16 protein-coding genes, 1 other RNA gene and 1 pseudogene are annotated in these 15,948 nt (G+C 67.2%); 12 read left to right on the top strand and 6 right to left on the bottom strand.

The genetic code is table 11. From position 1 onward, the window contains the following. Positions 1 to 56 precede the first annotated feature (56 nt). The 5 genes from VH567_RS14620 (at position 57) to VH567_RS14600 (ending at position 3,615) form a co-directional block, all read left to right on the top strand. The gene (locus VH567_RS14620) at positions 57 to 431 is read left to right on the top strand and encodes a response regulator (protein WP_423326989.1); all 375 of its coding nucleotides are present in this window, start codon (positions 57 to 59) and stop codon (positions 429 to 431) included. 129 nt (positions 432 to 560) lie between these two features. Then, positions 561 to 698: a hypothetical protein gene (locus tag VH567_RS14615; protein ID WP_423326988.1), complete on the top strand. Its 138-nt coding sequence runs from the start codon at positions 561 to 563 to the stop codon at positions 696 to 698. Positions 699 to 812: 114 nt separating this feature from the next. Next, complete coding sequence (locus VH567_RS14610) at positions 813 to 1,586, top strand: GDSL-type esterase/lipase family protein (RefSeq protein ID WP_423326987.1); 774 nt, start codon at positions 813 to 815, stop codon at positions 1,584 to 1,586. A 22-nt stretch (positions 1,587 to 1,608) separates the two neighbouring features. Beyond that, a complete protein-coding gene (locus VH567_RS14605; RefSeq protein WP_423326986.1) occupies positions 1,609 to 2,769 on the top strand; it encodes an acyltransferase family protein in 1,161 nt (386 codons plus the stop codon). 117 nt (positions 2,770 to 2,886) lie between these two features. After that, complete coding sequence (locus VH567_RS14600; protein WP_423326985.1) at positions 2,887 to 3,615, top strand: hypothetical protein; 729 nt, start codon at positions 2,887 to 2,889, stop codon at positions 3,613 to 3,615. Between the two features lie 48 nt (positions 3,616 to 3,663). Here the strand turns inward: VH567_RS14600 and ssrA are convergent. Continuing rightward, positions 3,664 to 4,019: a transfer-messenger RNA gene (ssrA, locus tag VH567_RS14595) on the bottom strand. Positions 4,020 to 4,120: 101 nt separating this feature from the next. Here ssrA and VH567_RS14590 point away from each other — a divergent pair. After that, positions 4,121 to 4,552, top strand: a complete 432-nt coding sequence (locus tag VH567_RS14590) for an RrF2 family transcriptional regulator (RefSeq protein ID WP_132735874.1) — start codon at positions 4,121 to 4,123, stop codon at positions 4,550 to 4,552. A gap of 148 nt (positions 4,553 to 4,700) precedes the next feature. Here the strand turns inward: VH567_RS14590 and mscL are convergent, their stop codons facing one another. After that, positions 4,701 to 5,171 carry a large conductance mechanosensitive channel protein MscL gene (mscL, locus tag VH567_RS14585; protein WP_423326984.1) on the bottom strand — a complete coding sequence of 157 codons (471 nt, stop codon included), beginning with the start codon at positions 5,169 to 5,171 and terminating at the stop codon, positions 4,701 to 4,703. 105 nt (positions 5,172 to 5,276) lie between these two features. On the opposite strand from mscL, the gene VH567_RS14580 reads away from it, so the two are divergent. From VH567_RS14580 to VH567_RS14560, 5 genes are all read left to right on the top strand, one after another. Further along, on the top strand, positions 5,277 to 5,873 hold the full coding sequence (locus VH567_RS14580; protein ID WP_423326983.1) for a LemA family protein: 597 nt from the start codon (positions 5,277 to 5,279) through the stop codon (positions 5,871 to 5,873). A gap of 10 nt (positions 5,874 to 5,883) precedes the next feature. Then, positions 5,884 to 6,738, top strand: a complete 855-nt coding sequence (locus VH567_RS14575) for a TPM domain-containing protein (RefSeq protein ID WP_423326982.1) — start codon at positions 5,884 to 5,886, stop codon at positions 6,736 to 6,738. 1 nt (position 6,739) lies between these two features. Continuing rightward, complete coding sequence (locus tag VH567_RS14570; RefSeq protein ID WP_423326981.1) at positions 6,740 to 7,405, top strand: TPM domain-containing protein; 666 nt, start codon at positions 6,740 to 6,742, stop codon at positions 7,403 to 7,405. Further along, positions 7,402 to 7,905 carry an NUDIX hydrolase gene (locus tag VH567_RS14565; protein ID WP_423326980.1) on the top strand — a complete coding sequence of 168 codons (504 nt, stop codon included), beginning with the start codon at positions 7,402 to 7,404 and terminating at the stop codon, positions 7,903 to 7,905. Before VH567_RS14570 ends, VH567_RS14565 begins: the two co-directional genes overlap by 4 nt. Before the next feature lie 360 nt (positions 7,906 to 8,265). Further along, a complete protein-coding gene (locus VH567_RS14560; protein ID WP_423326979.1) occupies positions 8,266 to 8,559 on the top strand; it encodes a DUF6916 family protein in 294 nt (97 codons plus the stop codon). A 46-nt stretch (positions 8,560 to 8,605) separates the two neighbouring features. On the opposite strand, the gene VH567_RS14555 is transcribed toward VH567_RS14560, so the two are convergent. The 4 genes from VH567_RS14555 to VH567_RS14540 all read right to left on the bottom strand — a co-directional run bounded on the left by VH567_RS14555 (position 8,606) and on the right by VH567_RS14540 (position 11,546). Further along, positions 8,606 to 9,367, bottom strand: a complete 762-nt coding sequence (locus VH567_RS14555; protein ID WP_423326978.1) for a GNAT family N-acetyltransferase — start codon at positions 9,365 to 9,367, stop codon at positions 8,606 to 8,608. Between the two features lie 5 nt (positions 9,368 to 9,372). Then, positions 9,373 to 9,903: a phage tail protein gene (locus tag VH567_RS14550; protein WP_423326977.1), complete on the bottom strand. Its 531-nt coding sequence runs from the start codon at positions 9,901 to 9,903 to the stop codon at positions 9,373 to 9,375. Between the two features lie 52 nt (positions 9,904 to 9,955). After that, positions 9,956 to 10,495 (bottom strand): phage tail protein, encoded by a 540-nt coding sequence (locus VH567_RS14545; RefSeq protein ID WP_423326976.1) that lies wholly within the window; start codon positions 10,493 to 10,495, stop codon positions 9,956 to 9,958. A gap of 514 nt (positions 10,496 to 11,009) precedes the next feature. Then, the gene (locus tag VH567_RS14540; protein WP_423326975.1) at positions 11,010 to 11,546 is read right to left on the bottom strand and encodes a phage tail protein; all 537 of its coding nucleotides are present in this window, start codon (positions 11,544 to 11,546) and stop codon (positions 11,010 to 11,012) included. A 323-nt stretch (positions 11,547 to 11,869) separates the two neighbouring features. Between VH567_RS14540 and VH567_RS14535 the strand changes: the two are divergent. Next, a pseudogene (locus VH567_RS14535) lies at positions 11,870 to 15,928 on the top strand (beta strand repeat-containing protein); the annotation flags it as partial. Positions 15,929 to 15,948: the final 20 nt, after the last annotated feature.

Below are 15,948 nucleotides of genomic sequence, written 5' to 3'. Positions count from 1 at the left end.
CGGTCCAAAGAGCGTAAACGACGGAACGGAGCGATGGGTCGGCAGTTCGACCCGGTATGATTGCTATTCCGAAGTCCGTTATTCTCGTCGTCGACGATGATCCGCTCGTCCGTGTGCATTCCCAGTTCGCGCTGGAAGACGCCGGATTCGAGGTGGTCGAGGCAGGCAATGCGGCCGATGCGCTGGAGCGGCTGGCCGAGCGGCCCGACATCGCGGCGCTGTTCACCGATATCCGCATGCCGGGCGCGCTCGACGGGGTCGGGCTGGCAAAGACCGTTCATGCGCGTCGGCCCGACATCTCGATCCTGGTCACATCGGGTGCAAATGACGGCAGCGAGCTCGCGCTTCCCGACGCCGCGCAGTTCGTCCGCAAGCCTTATACCGGGATACAGCTCAGCCGGATCCTGGTCCGAATGGATGAGCTTGCTTAAGATCTGACCGCCTGTCGGTTAGATCGATAATCGATCGGACGCCCCGGGCATCTCCCCGCGCACTGCGATAGACAGTGCAGCAAGCGTGGGGCCAAATCCAATATGCCGAGCAAATTACCGATACCAGTCTTGCGGCTCCGTCCTCGTGCCGGCCTGGACATGATCGCGTCGCGACTTCGTCACGCCTTCGGTTTCGCGCACAGCGTGCCGCGCGATGTGTCGCTGGGCGCGCTTGAGACTCGGCTGGACGATGTCGACTCGGTCTGAACGCCATGTCGCCGCCTGTTTTGCCCGCCATTTTAGCGCCTGCCTTAACCCCTGCCTTAACCATTGCCTTACGCGCCGTGGCTAGATCGGTCGGCAGGCAAAAGGCGAGGCGCAGTGGCGCAATTCCGTATCGATACTTCACTATTCTCGTCGCTGCGCACGATCGGCAGGACACCGCTGGGCGCCGCGATCGGCAAGGGCTTGGTCGCGCTGGCGGTATTTGCGAGCGTGTTCGGCGGATGGCTGTTCGTGGTCCAGTCGCGCGCCGCAACGCGTGCTGCGACCGCGCAGCTTCCGGGCGGCGGCGCGGCGGCGGCGTGCGCGATATGGTTCGTCGGCAGCTCGTCGATCCACAAATGGACGACGCTGGAGGCCGACATGGCGCCGTGGGACGTGCGCAATCGCGGCGTCGATGGCGCATCGATGCCCGAAATACTCCAGATGCTTCGCAACGAACCACGCGGACCCGGCCCGCGCGCGATCCTGTTCTATGCCGGCGAGAACGACATCGCGCATGGGGCGCGCGCCGCCGACGACATCGGCAACCTGCGTGCAGTTCTCGCCCTCAGGATGCGCCGCTGGGGCGACGTTCCGATCGTCATCATGTCGCTGAAGCCAAGCCCGACGCGCTGGGGCAATCTGCCCGAGCAGACCGCCTTCAACGCCGCCGCCCGGACCATCGCCGCCCGGACGCCCGGGGTGACGTTCGTCGACGTCGTCCCGCGCTTCCTGGTGAACCATCGCCCGGGGCCCTTCTATGTCGACGACGGCATCCACCTCAATCCGGCGGGCTATGCGCGACTGACCCGCGCGATCCGACCGGTGTTGCAGACCATCGTCCGGCACGACGGGTCCGGGCGGTGCGATCACCGCGAACCGGACGCGTAGCCCTGCGGGTTCGCCCGCAATCATGACCAGCGGCCCACCCAGTACCAGGATCGAGGGCCTGTCGGTGTGGCGCGCGGTCCTGATGCTCGGCGGCGTCGTCCTGCACGGTGCGATGGGCCTCGAACATCTGCCCGTATTCGCGGCCATTCCGCTGATATCGCATGCGTTCCGGATGGGCAGCTTCATGCTGATCTCGGGACTGTTGTGCGGCTATGCCCTCGCCCGCCGGCGTTCGCCGCTGGCCTGGCTCGGGCGACGCAGCATCCAGCTTGGCGTACCCCTATCGGTCGGGCTGCTGGTGATCTGCCCGCTGATCGGCTGGATGCTCGACGATGTGACGGACCGAAACCGCTGGCCGTTCGCCATCGCGCACGACTGGTATCACCTGTGGTTTCTGGTCGCGCTGCTTGCCTATGCGCCGCTCAGCTATGCGTTTCACCGGATCGACCGACGCCATGACGTGGTCGGAAAGCTCGAACAGGGTCTCGTCGCGGGTCGCCTCGGCCGGAGCGGGTCGGCGCAGACCATCGTGCTGCTGACCGCGGCGGTGGCGTGTTGCGCGCTGATGATGGTGACGCGCCAGATGCTCGCCGGACGGGCGCCGCCGCTCTATGCCGCGGCGCTGTCGCACGTCCAGCTGATGCTGGGCTACGCGCCCTTTTACCTGCTTGGCTTCCTCCTCGCGCGGTCGCCGATGCTGTACCGCATCCTGACCGCCTCGATCCGCACGCCGATCGTCATCCTTGTCGCGGTCGGTTGCGTGTACGCGCTGTGGTTCGGCGGCGTGAGCGCCATGCTGGGCCCGACGCTGGGCCCGATACGCCAGGCGATATTTGGCGATCTGATCGAGCTGATCGGCATGTCGCTGTGCCCGCCGGCTGCATCGGTGCTGATCCTGCGATCGGCGGTATCGATCCGCACGGTGCCGCTGATCGTGCGACGGTTGGCCGATGCCTCGTTCACGATCTATGTCCTGCATTTCCCGATCATCATCGCGCTGAAGATTGCGCTGAGGCACGTGCCGTGGAACCCGTATGTCGAGTTCACGATCACGATCGCGATCGCATCGCTGACAACCTATCTCGCGCACATCCTGATCGTCGAAAGATTTCCGGTGATGTCGTTCCTGTTGAACGGTCGTTATCCAGAGCCCGCAAAGACACGGGCCGCCGCCGAGATCTAGTTTTCCAAGTTCTTGATCTATAGCAATGCCATGGCAGGCCCGTGTGATCTTGCTTGCCGGAACCTTCGATTAGGATCATCCCCTTCCCTCCAAGCATCGACTCGCGGGGGCGACAGGATGGCGACGGGCGTTACGACGAGGGTACCGCGGACCGCACTGGCCAGCGAGCGACGGTTTTTCCTGCTCATGGCGATCGCGATCGCCGTCACGGTGATCGTCGGCTTCACCGTGAACGCCGCGCGGATGCATTGGAGTTTCCTGGAACTGCCGACGCAAGTCCATCTCCATGCCGCCGTCTTCCTGGCGTGGATCCTGCTCTATGTCGTGCAGAACTGGCTGATCGTGCGTGGCTCGGTCACGCGGCATCGCCAATTGGGCATGCTCGGCGCAGGCATCGCAGCGGTGATGGTCGTGCTCGGCATCGTCACCACCGTCATGGCGATCCGCCAGCACCGCGTTCCCGGCTTTTTCCCGCCGGGCATATTCCTGATGCTCGACGTCCTGGGCGTCCTGGGGTTCGGCGTGCTCACCGCCTGGGCGATCGCGCTGCGCAGACAGGCGGCATGGCACAAGCGCCTGATGCTGTGCGGCACGATCCTGGTGATGTCGCCGGCGCTCGGGCGGATCCTGCCGATGCCGTTGCTCGGCTCGCTAGCCCCGCTGGCGGTGTTCGGGTCGATGGCGCTGTACGTCATCGCAGGCATGCTGTTCGACCTGACGTCGCGCGGTCGCGTGCATCCCGCCTATTGGTGGGGTGGCGGCGTGCTGGTCGTGACCCAAGTGCTGATCGGCCCGCTCGGCTTCAGCCCGCCGGTACTGCGGCTGGTCGAGCATATCGCCGCGTGATCAGAGGATAGTGGGGAGCTTCTGTTGCTCGGTGCCCCCCGTACCGCCGGTGTCCACTTCTGTTGCCCGGTGTGGCCCGAACCGCGCTTTCGTCCGTATAACTTAGGTCGTTAGACCGTCAGTTATGCGGCAATTGCGAGTGCTTCGTTATCGTTGGCACTTGTGTATGGGCCGTTGCGGTGGTCCCATTCCGAGCGAAACATAGCGTCGTTGAACACACGTCGATCCTAGTTCGACCCCGTCATCGTCCCCCTCTTGCGAAGAGGGCGGTGGTGGAGTCGCCGGGTACTGCCCCCGGGTCCGCTGTGTCTATGACACGCCACGGTTTATCGCCATAGCCGCCAAGAGAAGATTCCCCCGACGGCATCCCCGATATAGGCGCGCCGCAACGCGATGAAAAGCCCGGGCTCCGATGCTTTTTTATCGAGAAACGCCAATGTCCTAGCACGCCGCGTGCCAAACCGCCTTCCGCTCGCCACAAAGCGCGTGCATAGCAACCTGCATTATGTTGACGCAGCGCTCCCGCTACGCGCTCCGCGCGATGATCTTCCTTGGCGGTGCCCCCGCCGGTGGCCCGCCCATCCCGATGACGCGCATCGCCGCCGAGGCGAACGTGCCGCGCAAGTTCCTCGAGCTGATCCTCGCCGACCTGCGCGAGTCCGGCCTGTTGATCAGCCATCGCGGCAAGATGGGCGGCTATTGCCTGTCGCGGCCGAGCCATCTGATTTCGCTCGGCGAGATCATCCGGATCATCGAGGGGCCGCTCGCGCTGGTGCCGTGCGTAAGCCGGACCGCGTATCGGCCATGCCTCGACTGCAAGAGCGAGGCGGATTGCGCGATCCGCTATGCGATGATGCGGGTCCGGGACGAGACTGCGCGGATCCTGGATGGGACGAGCCTGGCGGATGCCAACGCCGAAGATCTCGTAGCGGCGTAATTCTATCCTTCTCCCCTCGGGGAGAAGGTGGCGCGGCAGCGTCGGATAAGGGGGAGTTGGGATACGCTCCCGAGCCTCAAGCCCCTCACCCTTCCGTCGCCTGACGGCTCCTCCCTCCCTCTCCCCACAGGGGAGAGGGACAAGGCGGTCACCCCCTAGCCTTCAACTCGTCACGGATCTCACGCAGCAGCGCGATCTCGACCGGCTCCGGCGCAGGCGCGACCGGCGTGGCCTCTTCCTCGCGCTTCAACCGCGCCGTCTCGCGTTCGAGCAGCGCGGCGGTACGGTTCACCACGCGCAGGATCATGAAGATGATGCCCGCGACGATCACGAAATTGACCAACTGCGTCGCGAACGCGCCATAGCCGAGCAGAGGCACGCCGGCCTTCTTGAGCGCGGCATAATCGCTGAGCGAACCCGCGTAATTCGCTGGCACCGGCCCCATCCGCCAGAAATAGCTCGAGAAATCGAGCCCGCCGAAGATCTTGCCAATCACCGGCATCAGCACGTCGTCGGTCAGCGAGGTGACGATCTTGCCGAACGCCGCGCCGATGATCACCGCGATCGCGAGATCGAGCACGTTGCCGCGCATGATGAAGGCCTTAAATTCCTTGAGCATCCGCGCTCCCCTTGCTGTTCGACGTTCAGGCTACCCGCCGATTTCGGTTTCGCCAACCCTGCCGACTGTCCTATGAGGGTGACACAGGTATTCAGGAGAGCCCCGATGTCACGTGCCCCAATCGCCCGCGGTACCGCCGCAATCCTCCTCGCATCCGCACTCGCCGGCTGCGGGATCAACAGCATTCCGACCGCCGAGGAGACCGCGAAGGCGCGCTGGGCCGACGTTCAGAACAACTATCAGCGGCGCGCCGACCTGATCCCCAACCTCGTCGCGACCGTGAAGGCGGCCGGCGCGCAGGAGAAGGATATCCTGGTCCAGGTGACGCAGGCGCGCTCGGCCGCGAACTCGGTTCAGGTCTCGGCCGCCGATCTGTCCGATCCGGCCAAGATGGAGCAGTATCAGCGCGTCCAGGGCGCGGTCGGGCTGTCGCTCCAGCGCTTGCAGGAGGCCTATCCCGAGCTGAAGAGCCAGGCCAATTACACCACGCTGATGAGCCAGCTTGAAGGCACCGAGAACCGCATCACGATCGCGCGGCGCGACTACAACGGCGCGGTGCAGGCGTATAACACGAAGATCCGCACCTTCCCCGACGCGGTCGGCGCGAAGATCTTCTACGGCGCCAAGCCGATGGTGCCGTTCGCAGCGACCACCCCGGGCGCCGAGACCGCGCCGACGGTGAACTTCGGCAACGCGAGCTGATCGCGGCCCGATGTTCCGCCACCTCCTGACGCTGGCGTTCGCGGTGCTGCTGGGAAGCGGTACCGCGAGCGCGCAGACGCTTCCGAAGTTCACCGGCTTCGTCGTCGATGCGGCCAATGTGATCCCGCCCGATCAGGAAGCGGCGCTGACCAAGCGGCTCGACGACCTGCAAAAGTCGACCGGCAACCAGCTGGTGGTCGCGACGGTGCCCGATCTCGAAGGCTACCCGATCGAGGATTACGGCAACCGGCTGATCCGGAGCTGGGGCGTCGGGCTGAAGGATGCGAACAACGGCGCGATCCTGCTGGTCGCGCCGAACGACCGCAAGGTGCGGATCGAGGTCGGCTACGGGCTCGAGCCGGTGCTGACCGACGCGTTCTCCAGTGTCGTCATCAACCAGCAGATCCTGCCGCGCTTCAAGGCGGGCGACATCCCCGGCGGCATCGTCGCGGGCACGAATGCGGTGGCGGACCAGCTCGCGCTGCCCGATGCGGAGGCGCGCGCAAAGGTGACCGCGGCGGCGGCCGAATATGACAAGACGCATCGCCGGTCGAATTCGGGCGGCGGCGGCGTGCCGATCGGACTGATCTTCTTCGGGATCGTGCTGGCGGCGATCGTCATCCCGATGATCTCGCGGCGCGCAGGCGGAAAGCATTATGTCGATGGCGGGAGCCGGGGCGGCGGCAGCGGTGCCTTGCCGATCGTGCTGTGGAGCATCGCCGACGCGATGACCCGTGGCGGCGGTGGTGGGGGTGGCGGCTTCGGTGGCGGCGGCGGCGATAGCGGCGGTGGCTGGGGCGGCGGTGGTTTCGGTGGCGGCGGCGGTGGATCCGGCGGCGGCGGCGGCGCATCGGGGAGTTGGTGACATGCGGCTGAACGAAACCGATCACGACCGCGTCACCGCAGCGGTCACGCAGGCGGAAACCGCGACGACCGGCGAGATCGTCACGATCGTCGCGCGGCAATCGGATGCGTATCACGACGTGTCGCTGCACTGGGCGGTGCTGGCGATGCTGCTGACGCTGGCGCTGCTCGCGTTCCACCCAGTCGCGGCGGATCATATCTACGCGCTGGTCGATCCCTGGCAGGCGGCACCGCAGGGTGCGCTGTACGTGGTGGCGCTGGCGCTGGTGACCCTGGTATTCCTGGCGGTGCGGCTGGTGCTGGCATGGACGCCGGTGCGGCTCGCGCTGACGCCGGGTGCGACCAAGGCGCGGCGCGTGCGGCGGCGGGCTTTGCTCCTGTTCCGTGCGGGGGCCGAGAAACGCACCAGGGGCTCGACCGGCGTGTTGCTGTACCTGTCGCTGGCCGAGCACCGGGCAGAGATCATCGCCGACGACGCGATCCATTCACGCGTGCCGAACGAGACCTGGGGTGCGGCGATGGCGGCAGTGCTGGCCGGCGTCCGCGATGATCGCCCTGCCGACGGCATGGCCGATGCGGTCGCGCAGATCGGCGCCGTTCTGGCGGAACATTTCCCGCGGACCGGCGCTCCCGTCAACGAACTCCCCGACAGGTTGATCGAGCTATGAGCACCACCGCCTGGTCCGGCAAATTCATCACCGTCCAGACCGAAGGCAGCTGGGAATTCGCTGCCCGAAAAGGGGACATCGCCGCCGCCGTGATCGTCGCGATCGACGACGGCGACGTGATCCTCGTCGAGCAGTTCCGCGTGCCGTTGGGACGTAACTGCCTCGAACTCCCTGCCGGCCTGGTCGGGGACGAGACCGCGGGCGAGAGCGTCGCAGTGGCGGCGGGGCGCGAGCTGGAGGAGGAAACCGGCTACCGCGCGGACGCGATCGAGGATCTCGGCGTGTTCTACTCCTCGCCGGGGATGACCTCGGAATGCTTCACGCTGGTCCGTGCCACCGGGCTGGCCAAGGTTGGCGATGGCGGCGGCGACGGTGACGAGAACATCACCGTGCACCGAGTCGCGCTGGCGAACGTGCCGGCGTTCGTGGCGGCGAAGCGGGCGGAAGGCGTGGCGATCGACACCAAGATGCTGCTGATCTTGGCGGGCTCGATCCTCTAGGACGAATCGGCAATAAGCGGCGGACACCAGAACTGACTAGGTCCTGCGGCCCATGACGCGCCGGGGTTCGACCGAAATCTTCACCTGCCGCACCCGCTCGACCAGAAGCGATTGAGTCCCCATCCACACATCGGGCATTCCTACCGCAAGCATCTGCGACGTTGTGGAGTCACCCCTGCCATAGTCGAACAGGCTTTCGTCACGGTCTTCTTTTCGACGAATATATCAAGACAAGCGATCTTGGTCCTGATCGTGCGCAAATACTGCAGATCATGACCGACTCATCTCGGCTTGACCTCCACCAGCGGCATCCGCATCACCGATGATCGGGCCGCCGGGGCATGGCCTGGGGGAGCGGCGATGACTATCCTGAGGATCGACGATTTCGCGGGCGCGGTGAATGACGGGTTCGACATGGCGCTGGGCGAGGCGACGATGGCGCTGACCCTGGTCGAGGTCGCACAGCTTCCCGTCCATCCGTTCCCCGGCATGCTGCGTGCACCGTTCGCGCTCGTATTCCGCAGCGGCCAGGCCGTGATCCTCCCGCAGCGCATCTACCGGCTGCGACACGATCGGCTCGGCGCGCTCGACGTCTTCCTCGTGCCGACCGGGCGCGACATGCGCGGCGCGCTGTACCACGCCGTGTTCAACTGACGGCGAGATCCGCGACCGGCTCGCGCGTCTACCGCGAACCGCAGGTCTACTTCGCGTGCGACCGCTCCGTTTGCCGCCCGCGGACGTCGCGCCACAGCATCCGCCGATGCGTCGGATAGGCCGTGATCGCCTCGACGAACCCGAGCGCGGTATAGAGCCGGGCCGCGCGCGAATTGTCACGCGCGACGTGCAGGTCGACGTCCTCCGCGCCCCCGCGCCGCGCCGCATGCTGGACCCAGCGCAACAGCGCACGCCCCAGGCCGCGGCATTGCAGGCCTGGATCGATCGCGATGTCGACGATCCGCCACATCGACGAGGTCCGGTCGAGATACAGCCGTCCGGCCCACTGCCCGCGATACTGCACGATCAGGAAATCGCCACCGCCGTGATGCGCGAGGAAATGCCGATGTTGCAGCACGAACTGACGCTCCCCGAACGCCGTCTTCTCGGCATCGGTCCATGCCAGCCGCGCCAGTTCGTCGGCGCGCGTGCCGATATAGAGCGCGCGAAGAAACGCCAGGTCGGCGTCGACCGCGCAACGCAGCGTCACGCCGATACGGCGCAGCGCTTCCCGATCGGGCAATGCGGCTTGGTCGGGCAGCGCGGCTTGGTTGGGCAGTGCGGCCGGTTCGTACGGCGTGCCTGGATCATGCCCGGCATTGCGATCGGAAAAGCCACCTTTAGCCGGCAGGGCATCGTGATCGGGCGAACCAGTTCGACCGGCCAGCCCCCCCGCCGATACCGCACCTCGATCGGACGATGTCTTACGATCGGTCGGCGACGGCGCTAGCGGAAAGGACGCGGGCACCCGCGTCAGTTGAATGTGGGAAAGATGCCGGTCATCGCGACCGCATAGATCAGTCCCAGGAACGGCTGTCGGTTCTCGTGCGGGATTCCGTTCCCGGACATGCTGACGGCGGCGGGGTTCAGGCTGGTGGCCGGTCCCACCGGCGCGAAGATATTGATGCCATTGGTCGTGCCGATTCCCGAGGTTGCCGCCGGAACGCCCGAGAGCTTGCCGACGCCTTCGGGCTGGTAATCGCTGAAACCATGCGTGTGCATCGGCATCTGCACCCCGGTGAGCGCGACGTTGGGCGTGCCGAAGGCCTCGCCGATGACGCGCGCGGAATTGCCCGGCGACCCACCCGTGTTGCAGCCCGTGCGCGCCGCCATGTTGGGCAGCCCGAAATTGTTGGAACCGTCGCCGCCGAACGTCGTGCCGTAGAGCGCATACAACGCCGTCGACTGCCTGAGCGGGATCAGCTGGCCGGTCGCCTGCGCCCAGTTCATGGGTGCGAAACCGAACCCCAGGATCTGCACTTCGCCCAGATATGGATCGGTCATGACATTGTCCTCGAATAGGCGGGAGAGGCGCGGCCGGCGCTCACGACGGGCATCAACTTTGGCTCGGAAAGACGCCGTACAGGGAGATGCAATAGCGCAGCGTCAGCGTCGGTGCGGTATTGTCGTGCGACTGGCTGCCGCCGCCGGTCTTGACCATGGTGGCGGGAAACGCGACGCCGTCGGCCGGCGCGGGGCTGGTCGCATAGAGAACTTCCTCGGCCACGCCGCCGACCGCGCCGAGTACCGTGTTGGCCGGGCTTGCGGTGGTGCCGACCACAGTCGACGCCTGCATGACGTGGAAATGCTGCCCCATCTGCTGGGTCGTCAGCGTCACGGTCTCGACGCCACCGACCTCGCCCATGGTCCGCGGCGTCAACCCCGCGCCTTTGCCCTGATGCAGGGGGACCCGCGATCGCAGGTCCGGCACCGCGAAAGTGGACTGACCGTCCCCGCCATAGGTGGTGCCGATCAACTGGTACAAAACGTCGTATTCGGCGATCGACAACAGCGATCCGTCGCAGCCCTGCCAGTTTTCCGGCGCGCCCCGCGCATAGGGCAGGATGCGGATTTCCCCGATATATGGCGTGCTCATCGCGTCGTCCTCCCGCCGGTCTTGGTCCTGCCGCTCTTGGTCCTGCCGGCCATGGTGAAACCGGTCGTACCCCGACCGATCGCGCCCCAGCCTGTTACGCCTGAGCCGGTTACAGGTGCGCCGATTACACCCCAGCCGGCTACGCCCAGGCGCCGCATCCCCCTGCCCGCGCCACGCCGGTCCGTAACACCTATGCGTATGACAGCCCCGCGTGTCGCAGCGCCGCTTGTGGTCACGCCGCTTGTGCTTACGGCGCTTGTGGTCACCCCGCGTGCGACCGCCCCGCCTGTCGCGACCCCGCCGGTCGCAGTCCCATCGGCCGCTCCGCCGGTCGCGACCTCGCCACCTACGGCCGGGCCCGTCGTCGCCGAGCGCGCTCTGGTCCCGACCACTCCTGTGACACTTCGCCTGCGCATCATGCCTCCCCTACTCGCTCGCGCCGTCGCGAACCTTTGATGGGGTCCGGCGCCATGGCCGACGCGAAAATCCGCGCCGATGGTTGTTGATCTCCGCGTCACGACCGCGAGGGAAAGACCCCCGACAGCGCGATCGCGAAGTTGATCACCGCATAGGGCTGCATGTTGCCGTGCGGCTGTCCGCCCCCCGCGATCGTGGATGGCCCTCCCCCCAAGGGCACGAGCGTGTCGGGCGCTGCGTAGGTCAATGCCGGGATGCTTGCCTGCGCAAGGACATAGGGGCCGTCGACGAACGTGCCGATGCCGGGATCGGTGGTCGCGGTCATCGCGTGCGTGTGCGGACCGTTCTCGGCCATCGTCAGGCTGACCTGCTCGACACCCCCGGGCGCGCCCCAGGGATAGACCGAGGGCTGCCAGCCGGGATCGGCCGAAGGACCCGCGCCCGCAGGACTCCGCCCACGCAGATCCGGCAACGCGAACGTTTGCCTGCCATCACCACCAAAGGTCGCTCCCAATAGCGAGAACAATGCCTGGTTCTGCTGGACGGCCATGATCGCACCATCGCACCGCGCGAAATATTTTTGCGCGAAGCCGAACCCCGTCATCATGACCTGGCCCATGAAAAATTCCGACATGCGCGGTATTCCTCCTCCTGCCCGGATTCTTCGCCCTTTGGCGGCTTTCGGCATATCTCTAACATTTGCCCTTGCAGACTAATCATGTGCTCGATTCGTTTATTTAACAAGCGTCTTTAGACTTGATGCAAATCACACCATCGCGAATATTGGATTGGTTGATAATGGTTGAAAGTCCCGACTGTTTCTTATTGATATTATACTCGCAGTAGGTCCATCTCGACTCTCCTTCTTATTGCTAGACTTCACGAGTCGATGATGCGTGCGACCAGAAGGGGAGAAGTCGCGATAGGGTGAGCGCGACAGGGGACGAGACAGTGTCGATGGTCGGGGACGTGGCGCAACGATCGCTACATCAGAGGTGTCCAGCTTCGGAGTCCGGCTCGGGGCCAGCATCGCGGCCGCTCGTCCGTCGGCTGCTCGCGCTGTTGCTGATGCTGTGCGCGACGCTCGGCACCACCGCGGCTTATGCCGCGACCTGCGCGGTCGTCGCTGGCGCCGGCGGAGACGGCAGCGGCACGCTGACGACGCTGCGCATCCTGAACGACGGTGCCGCCAAGGCGATCTGGAACCCCATTCTCGCCAATGCCGGCGCATCGACCAATAATCCCGGCAAGGTCTGCGGCGCGCCGTGGAACGGGTTCAATTCCTATGCGCGGTTCAAGAAAACCAGCACCGGGTTGTTCAAGTCGCTGAACCAGAGCGGCTTCATCGTCCAGTTTGCCGATGGCGCGACTTTGACGCGGAACGGTGGCGACTATTTCTACACGCCTGCGGCCGGTGCATCGGGCGTGAAGCTGCTGACCGGGCCGGTGACGATCCTCGCGGTCGGCAGCATCAATGGCGGCTCGGTCGATGCCAACGACGTCGCGGTCGGCGATACCGGGACGTTCGACGGCTATGCCGGCGGGCAGACCGACACGAACGCGACCAACGCGACCGGCGGCACGTTCGACATATCGGTCACGATCGTCCCGCCGCCGGCGATCAGCAGCGTCGCGCCCTCGGCCGGCCCGGTCGCGGGCGGTACCAGCGTGACGATCGCCGGCACCGGCTTCAGCGCGTCGGGCAACGCCGTCTCGTTCGGCGGCACCGCGGCGGCGATCACCACACAATCGACAAACGCGATCACCGCCACCGCCCCCGCGCATGCCGCCGGCGCGGTATCGGTGGTCGTCACCACCAGCGATAGCCAGACCGCGACGGCGGCCGGCGGCTATACCTATGTGGTCGCACCGACGCTCGCCTCGCTCGCGCCCGCCACGGGCAGCACGGCAGGCGGAACCGTGGTGACCGCGACGGGCACCAACCTGTCCGCGGTCACCGCCCTCACCGTCGATGGCAGCCCGGTGACGGTCAGCGGCAACAATGCCACCGGGTTCACCTTCACCACACCGGCGCATGCGGCGGGCCCGATCGCGGTCATTGCGACGACGGCGGGTGGTTCGGCGACGATCGCCTACACCTATGCCGATCCGCCGACGCTGACGACCGTCGCACCGGCCGCAGGGCCGCTTGCCGGCGGCAATGTAGTGATCCTGACCGGGAGCAACTTCACCGCCACGGGCACCAGCGTGCTGTTCGGCGCCACCGCCGCGACAGCGACGTTCAACAGTGTCACGCAGCTGTCGGTGATCGCGCCAAGTGGATCAGGGACCGTAAACGTCACGGTGACGACGCTGGGCGGCAGCGTTACCAAGACCGCCGCCTATGGCTATGCGGCCGCGCCCACCGTGACGCTGGCGGCGCCCGCCAGCGGTCCGATCGCCGGCAATGCCGTGGTGACGATCACCGGTACCGGTTTCATCGCCGGCGCCACGGTCGCCATCGGCGGCGTCGCGGCGACCGGCGTCACCGTCGTCGACGCGCTGACGATCACCGCGACGAGCCCCGCACACGCGGCCGGTGCGGTCGGGGTGACCGTGACCACGGCCGGCGGCACCGCGACGCTCGCCAACGGCTATACCTATATCGCCGTCCCCGCCGCGCCGATCGTGACGGCGCCCGCCAATGGTGCGATCGTGACGACCGCGACGCCGACGGTGACGGGTACGGCCCCCGCGAACACGACGGTCACGATCTTCCTCAATACCGTGCAGGCCGGGCAGACGACCGCGAGCGGCGGCGGCAGCTGGACGTTCACGACGGGAACCGCGCTGCCGCAGGGGGCCGCGACGGTCTATGCCACCGCAACCAGCGCGGGCGGCACGTCGGCGAATTCGGCGATCACCAGCTTCACGATCGACTCGATCGCGCCCGCCGCGCCGGTCATCACGGCGCCGGTCAACGCCGCGACGATCGGCACGACGACGCCGACGATCACCGGCACGAGCGAGGCCGGCGCGCTGATCACGCTGACGATCGACGGCGGCGCCGGGGTCACGACGTCCGCGAGCGGCGGCGGCGCCTGGAGCTATACGACGACGGCACTCACCCGGACCGCGCACACCGTCTCGGCAATCGCGCAGGACAGCGCCGGCAATGTCTCGGTGGCGAGCAGCACGACGACCTTCACCGTCGGCACGCCGCCCACCGTGTCGTCGCTCAGCCCGGTCCAGGGGACGACCGCCGGGGGCACGATCGTGACGATCGCCGGCACCAACTTCACCGGCGCGACCGGCGTCGCCTTTGCCGGCACGAGCGCGGGCTTCACGGTCGTCAGCGATACCCTGATCACCGCGACGAGCCCGGCCGGGGCAGCCGGTGCCGCCATCGTCAAGGTCACCAATGCCGCAGGCCCGGGCACGGTCGATGGCAGCTATACCTATGTGGCCCCGCCGGTCGCCGCCGCGCAGACGATCGCGGTGCCGTTCAATACCGCGACCGCGATCACGCTCGGCGCGAGCAACGCCCCGACTGGCTACACGGTCGCGACGGCGCCCTTGCACGGCGTGCTGAGCGGCGCGGCGCCCGCGCTCACCTACACCCCGACGACAGGCTATCGCGGCGCCGACAGCTTCACCTTCACCGCGACCAACGGCGGCGGACCGTCGGCGCCTGCGACGATCGGCATCGTCGTCGCCGACCCGATCCTCACGCTCAACGGCACGCCCCCCGCAGGAACCTACGGCACAAGCTACAACTTCGCCTTCGCCACCAGCGGCGGCACCATGCCCTACAGCTATGCCGTGACGTCCGGCATCCTGCCGAGCGGCGTCACGCTCGCGCCCGACGGCACGCTTTCGGGCACGCCGGCCGGCAGCGGCAGTTTCCCGATCACCGTTACCGTGACAGATTCGACACCGGGAAGCCCATCGATCACGGCATCAAGAGCCGTCACCCTGATAATCGCAGCACCCGCGCTCGCGCTGACGCCCGCGACGTTGCCCGGCGCTGCGGTCGGTACGGCGTACAGCCAGGCGCTTGTCGCCAGTGGTGGGACTGCGCCGTACGGCTATGCGGTCACCGCGGGCGCGCTCCCGGCCGGGGTGACGCTGTCGGCTAGCGGCACGCTGGCCGGTACACCGAGTGCGGGGGGCAGCTTTGCCTTTACCGTCACCGCCACCGATGCGACCGCGGCTGGCAGCGGCGGGCCGTACACCGTCTCGACCGCCTATACGCTGGCGGTCGCCGTACCGAGCATCACGCTCGCGCCGACCACGCTGCCCGCGGGAACGTCGGGGGTCGCCTATAGCCAGGCGCTTGCGGCAACCGGCGGGACCGCGCCCTATGCCTATGCGGTCACCGCGGGCGCACTGCCCGCCGGGCTGACGCTGTCGCCGGCTGGGGTGCTCGCCGGCACGCCGACCGCGAGCGGCAGCGCCAGCGTGTCGGTCACCGCCACCGACAGCTCGACCGGCAGCGGGCCCTATGCCACCACCCGCAGCTATACGCTCGTCGTCACCGCGCCCGCGCTGACGCTGGCGCCTGCGACCTTGCCCGGGGCTGCGGTCGGGGCGGTGTACAGCCAGGCGCTCGTCGCCAGTGGTGGGACTGCGCCGTATGGCTATGCGGTCAGCGCCGGTGCGCTGCCGGCCGGGGTGACGCTGTCGGCGAGCGGTGTGTTCGCTGGGACCCCCACCGCGGGCGGCAGCTTCGCCTTTACCGTCACCGCCACCGATGCGACCGCGGCTGGCAGCGGCGGGCCGTACAGCGTGAGCGCCGCCTATACGCTCGCGGTTGCCGTGCCGAGCGTCACGCTCGCGCCGGCCACGCTGCCCGCGGGAACGTCGGGGGTCGCCTATAGCCAGGCGCTCGCCGCAACCGGCGGGACCGGGCCGTACAGCTATGCGGTTACCGCGGGCGCACTGCCGGCCGGGGTGACGCTGTCGCCCGCCGGGGTGCTCGCCGGCACGCCGACCGCGAGCGGTAGCGCCAGCGTGTCGATCACCGCCACCGACGCCTCGACCGGCAGCGGACCCTATGCCACCACCCGCAGCTATACGCTCGTCGTCGNCNGCCC

This window comes from Sphingomonas sp. 4RDLI-65 (genome assembly GCF_049472435.1).
GTDB lineage: Bacteria > Pseudomonadota > Alphaproteobacteria > Sphingomonadales > Sphingomonadaceae > Sphingomonas.
Note: the sequence above shows the minus strand (reverse complement) of the source record. Positions and strands in the feature narration are given on the sequence as shown.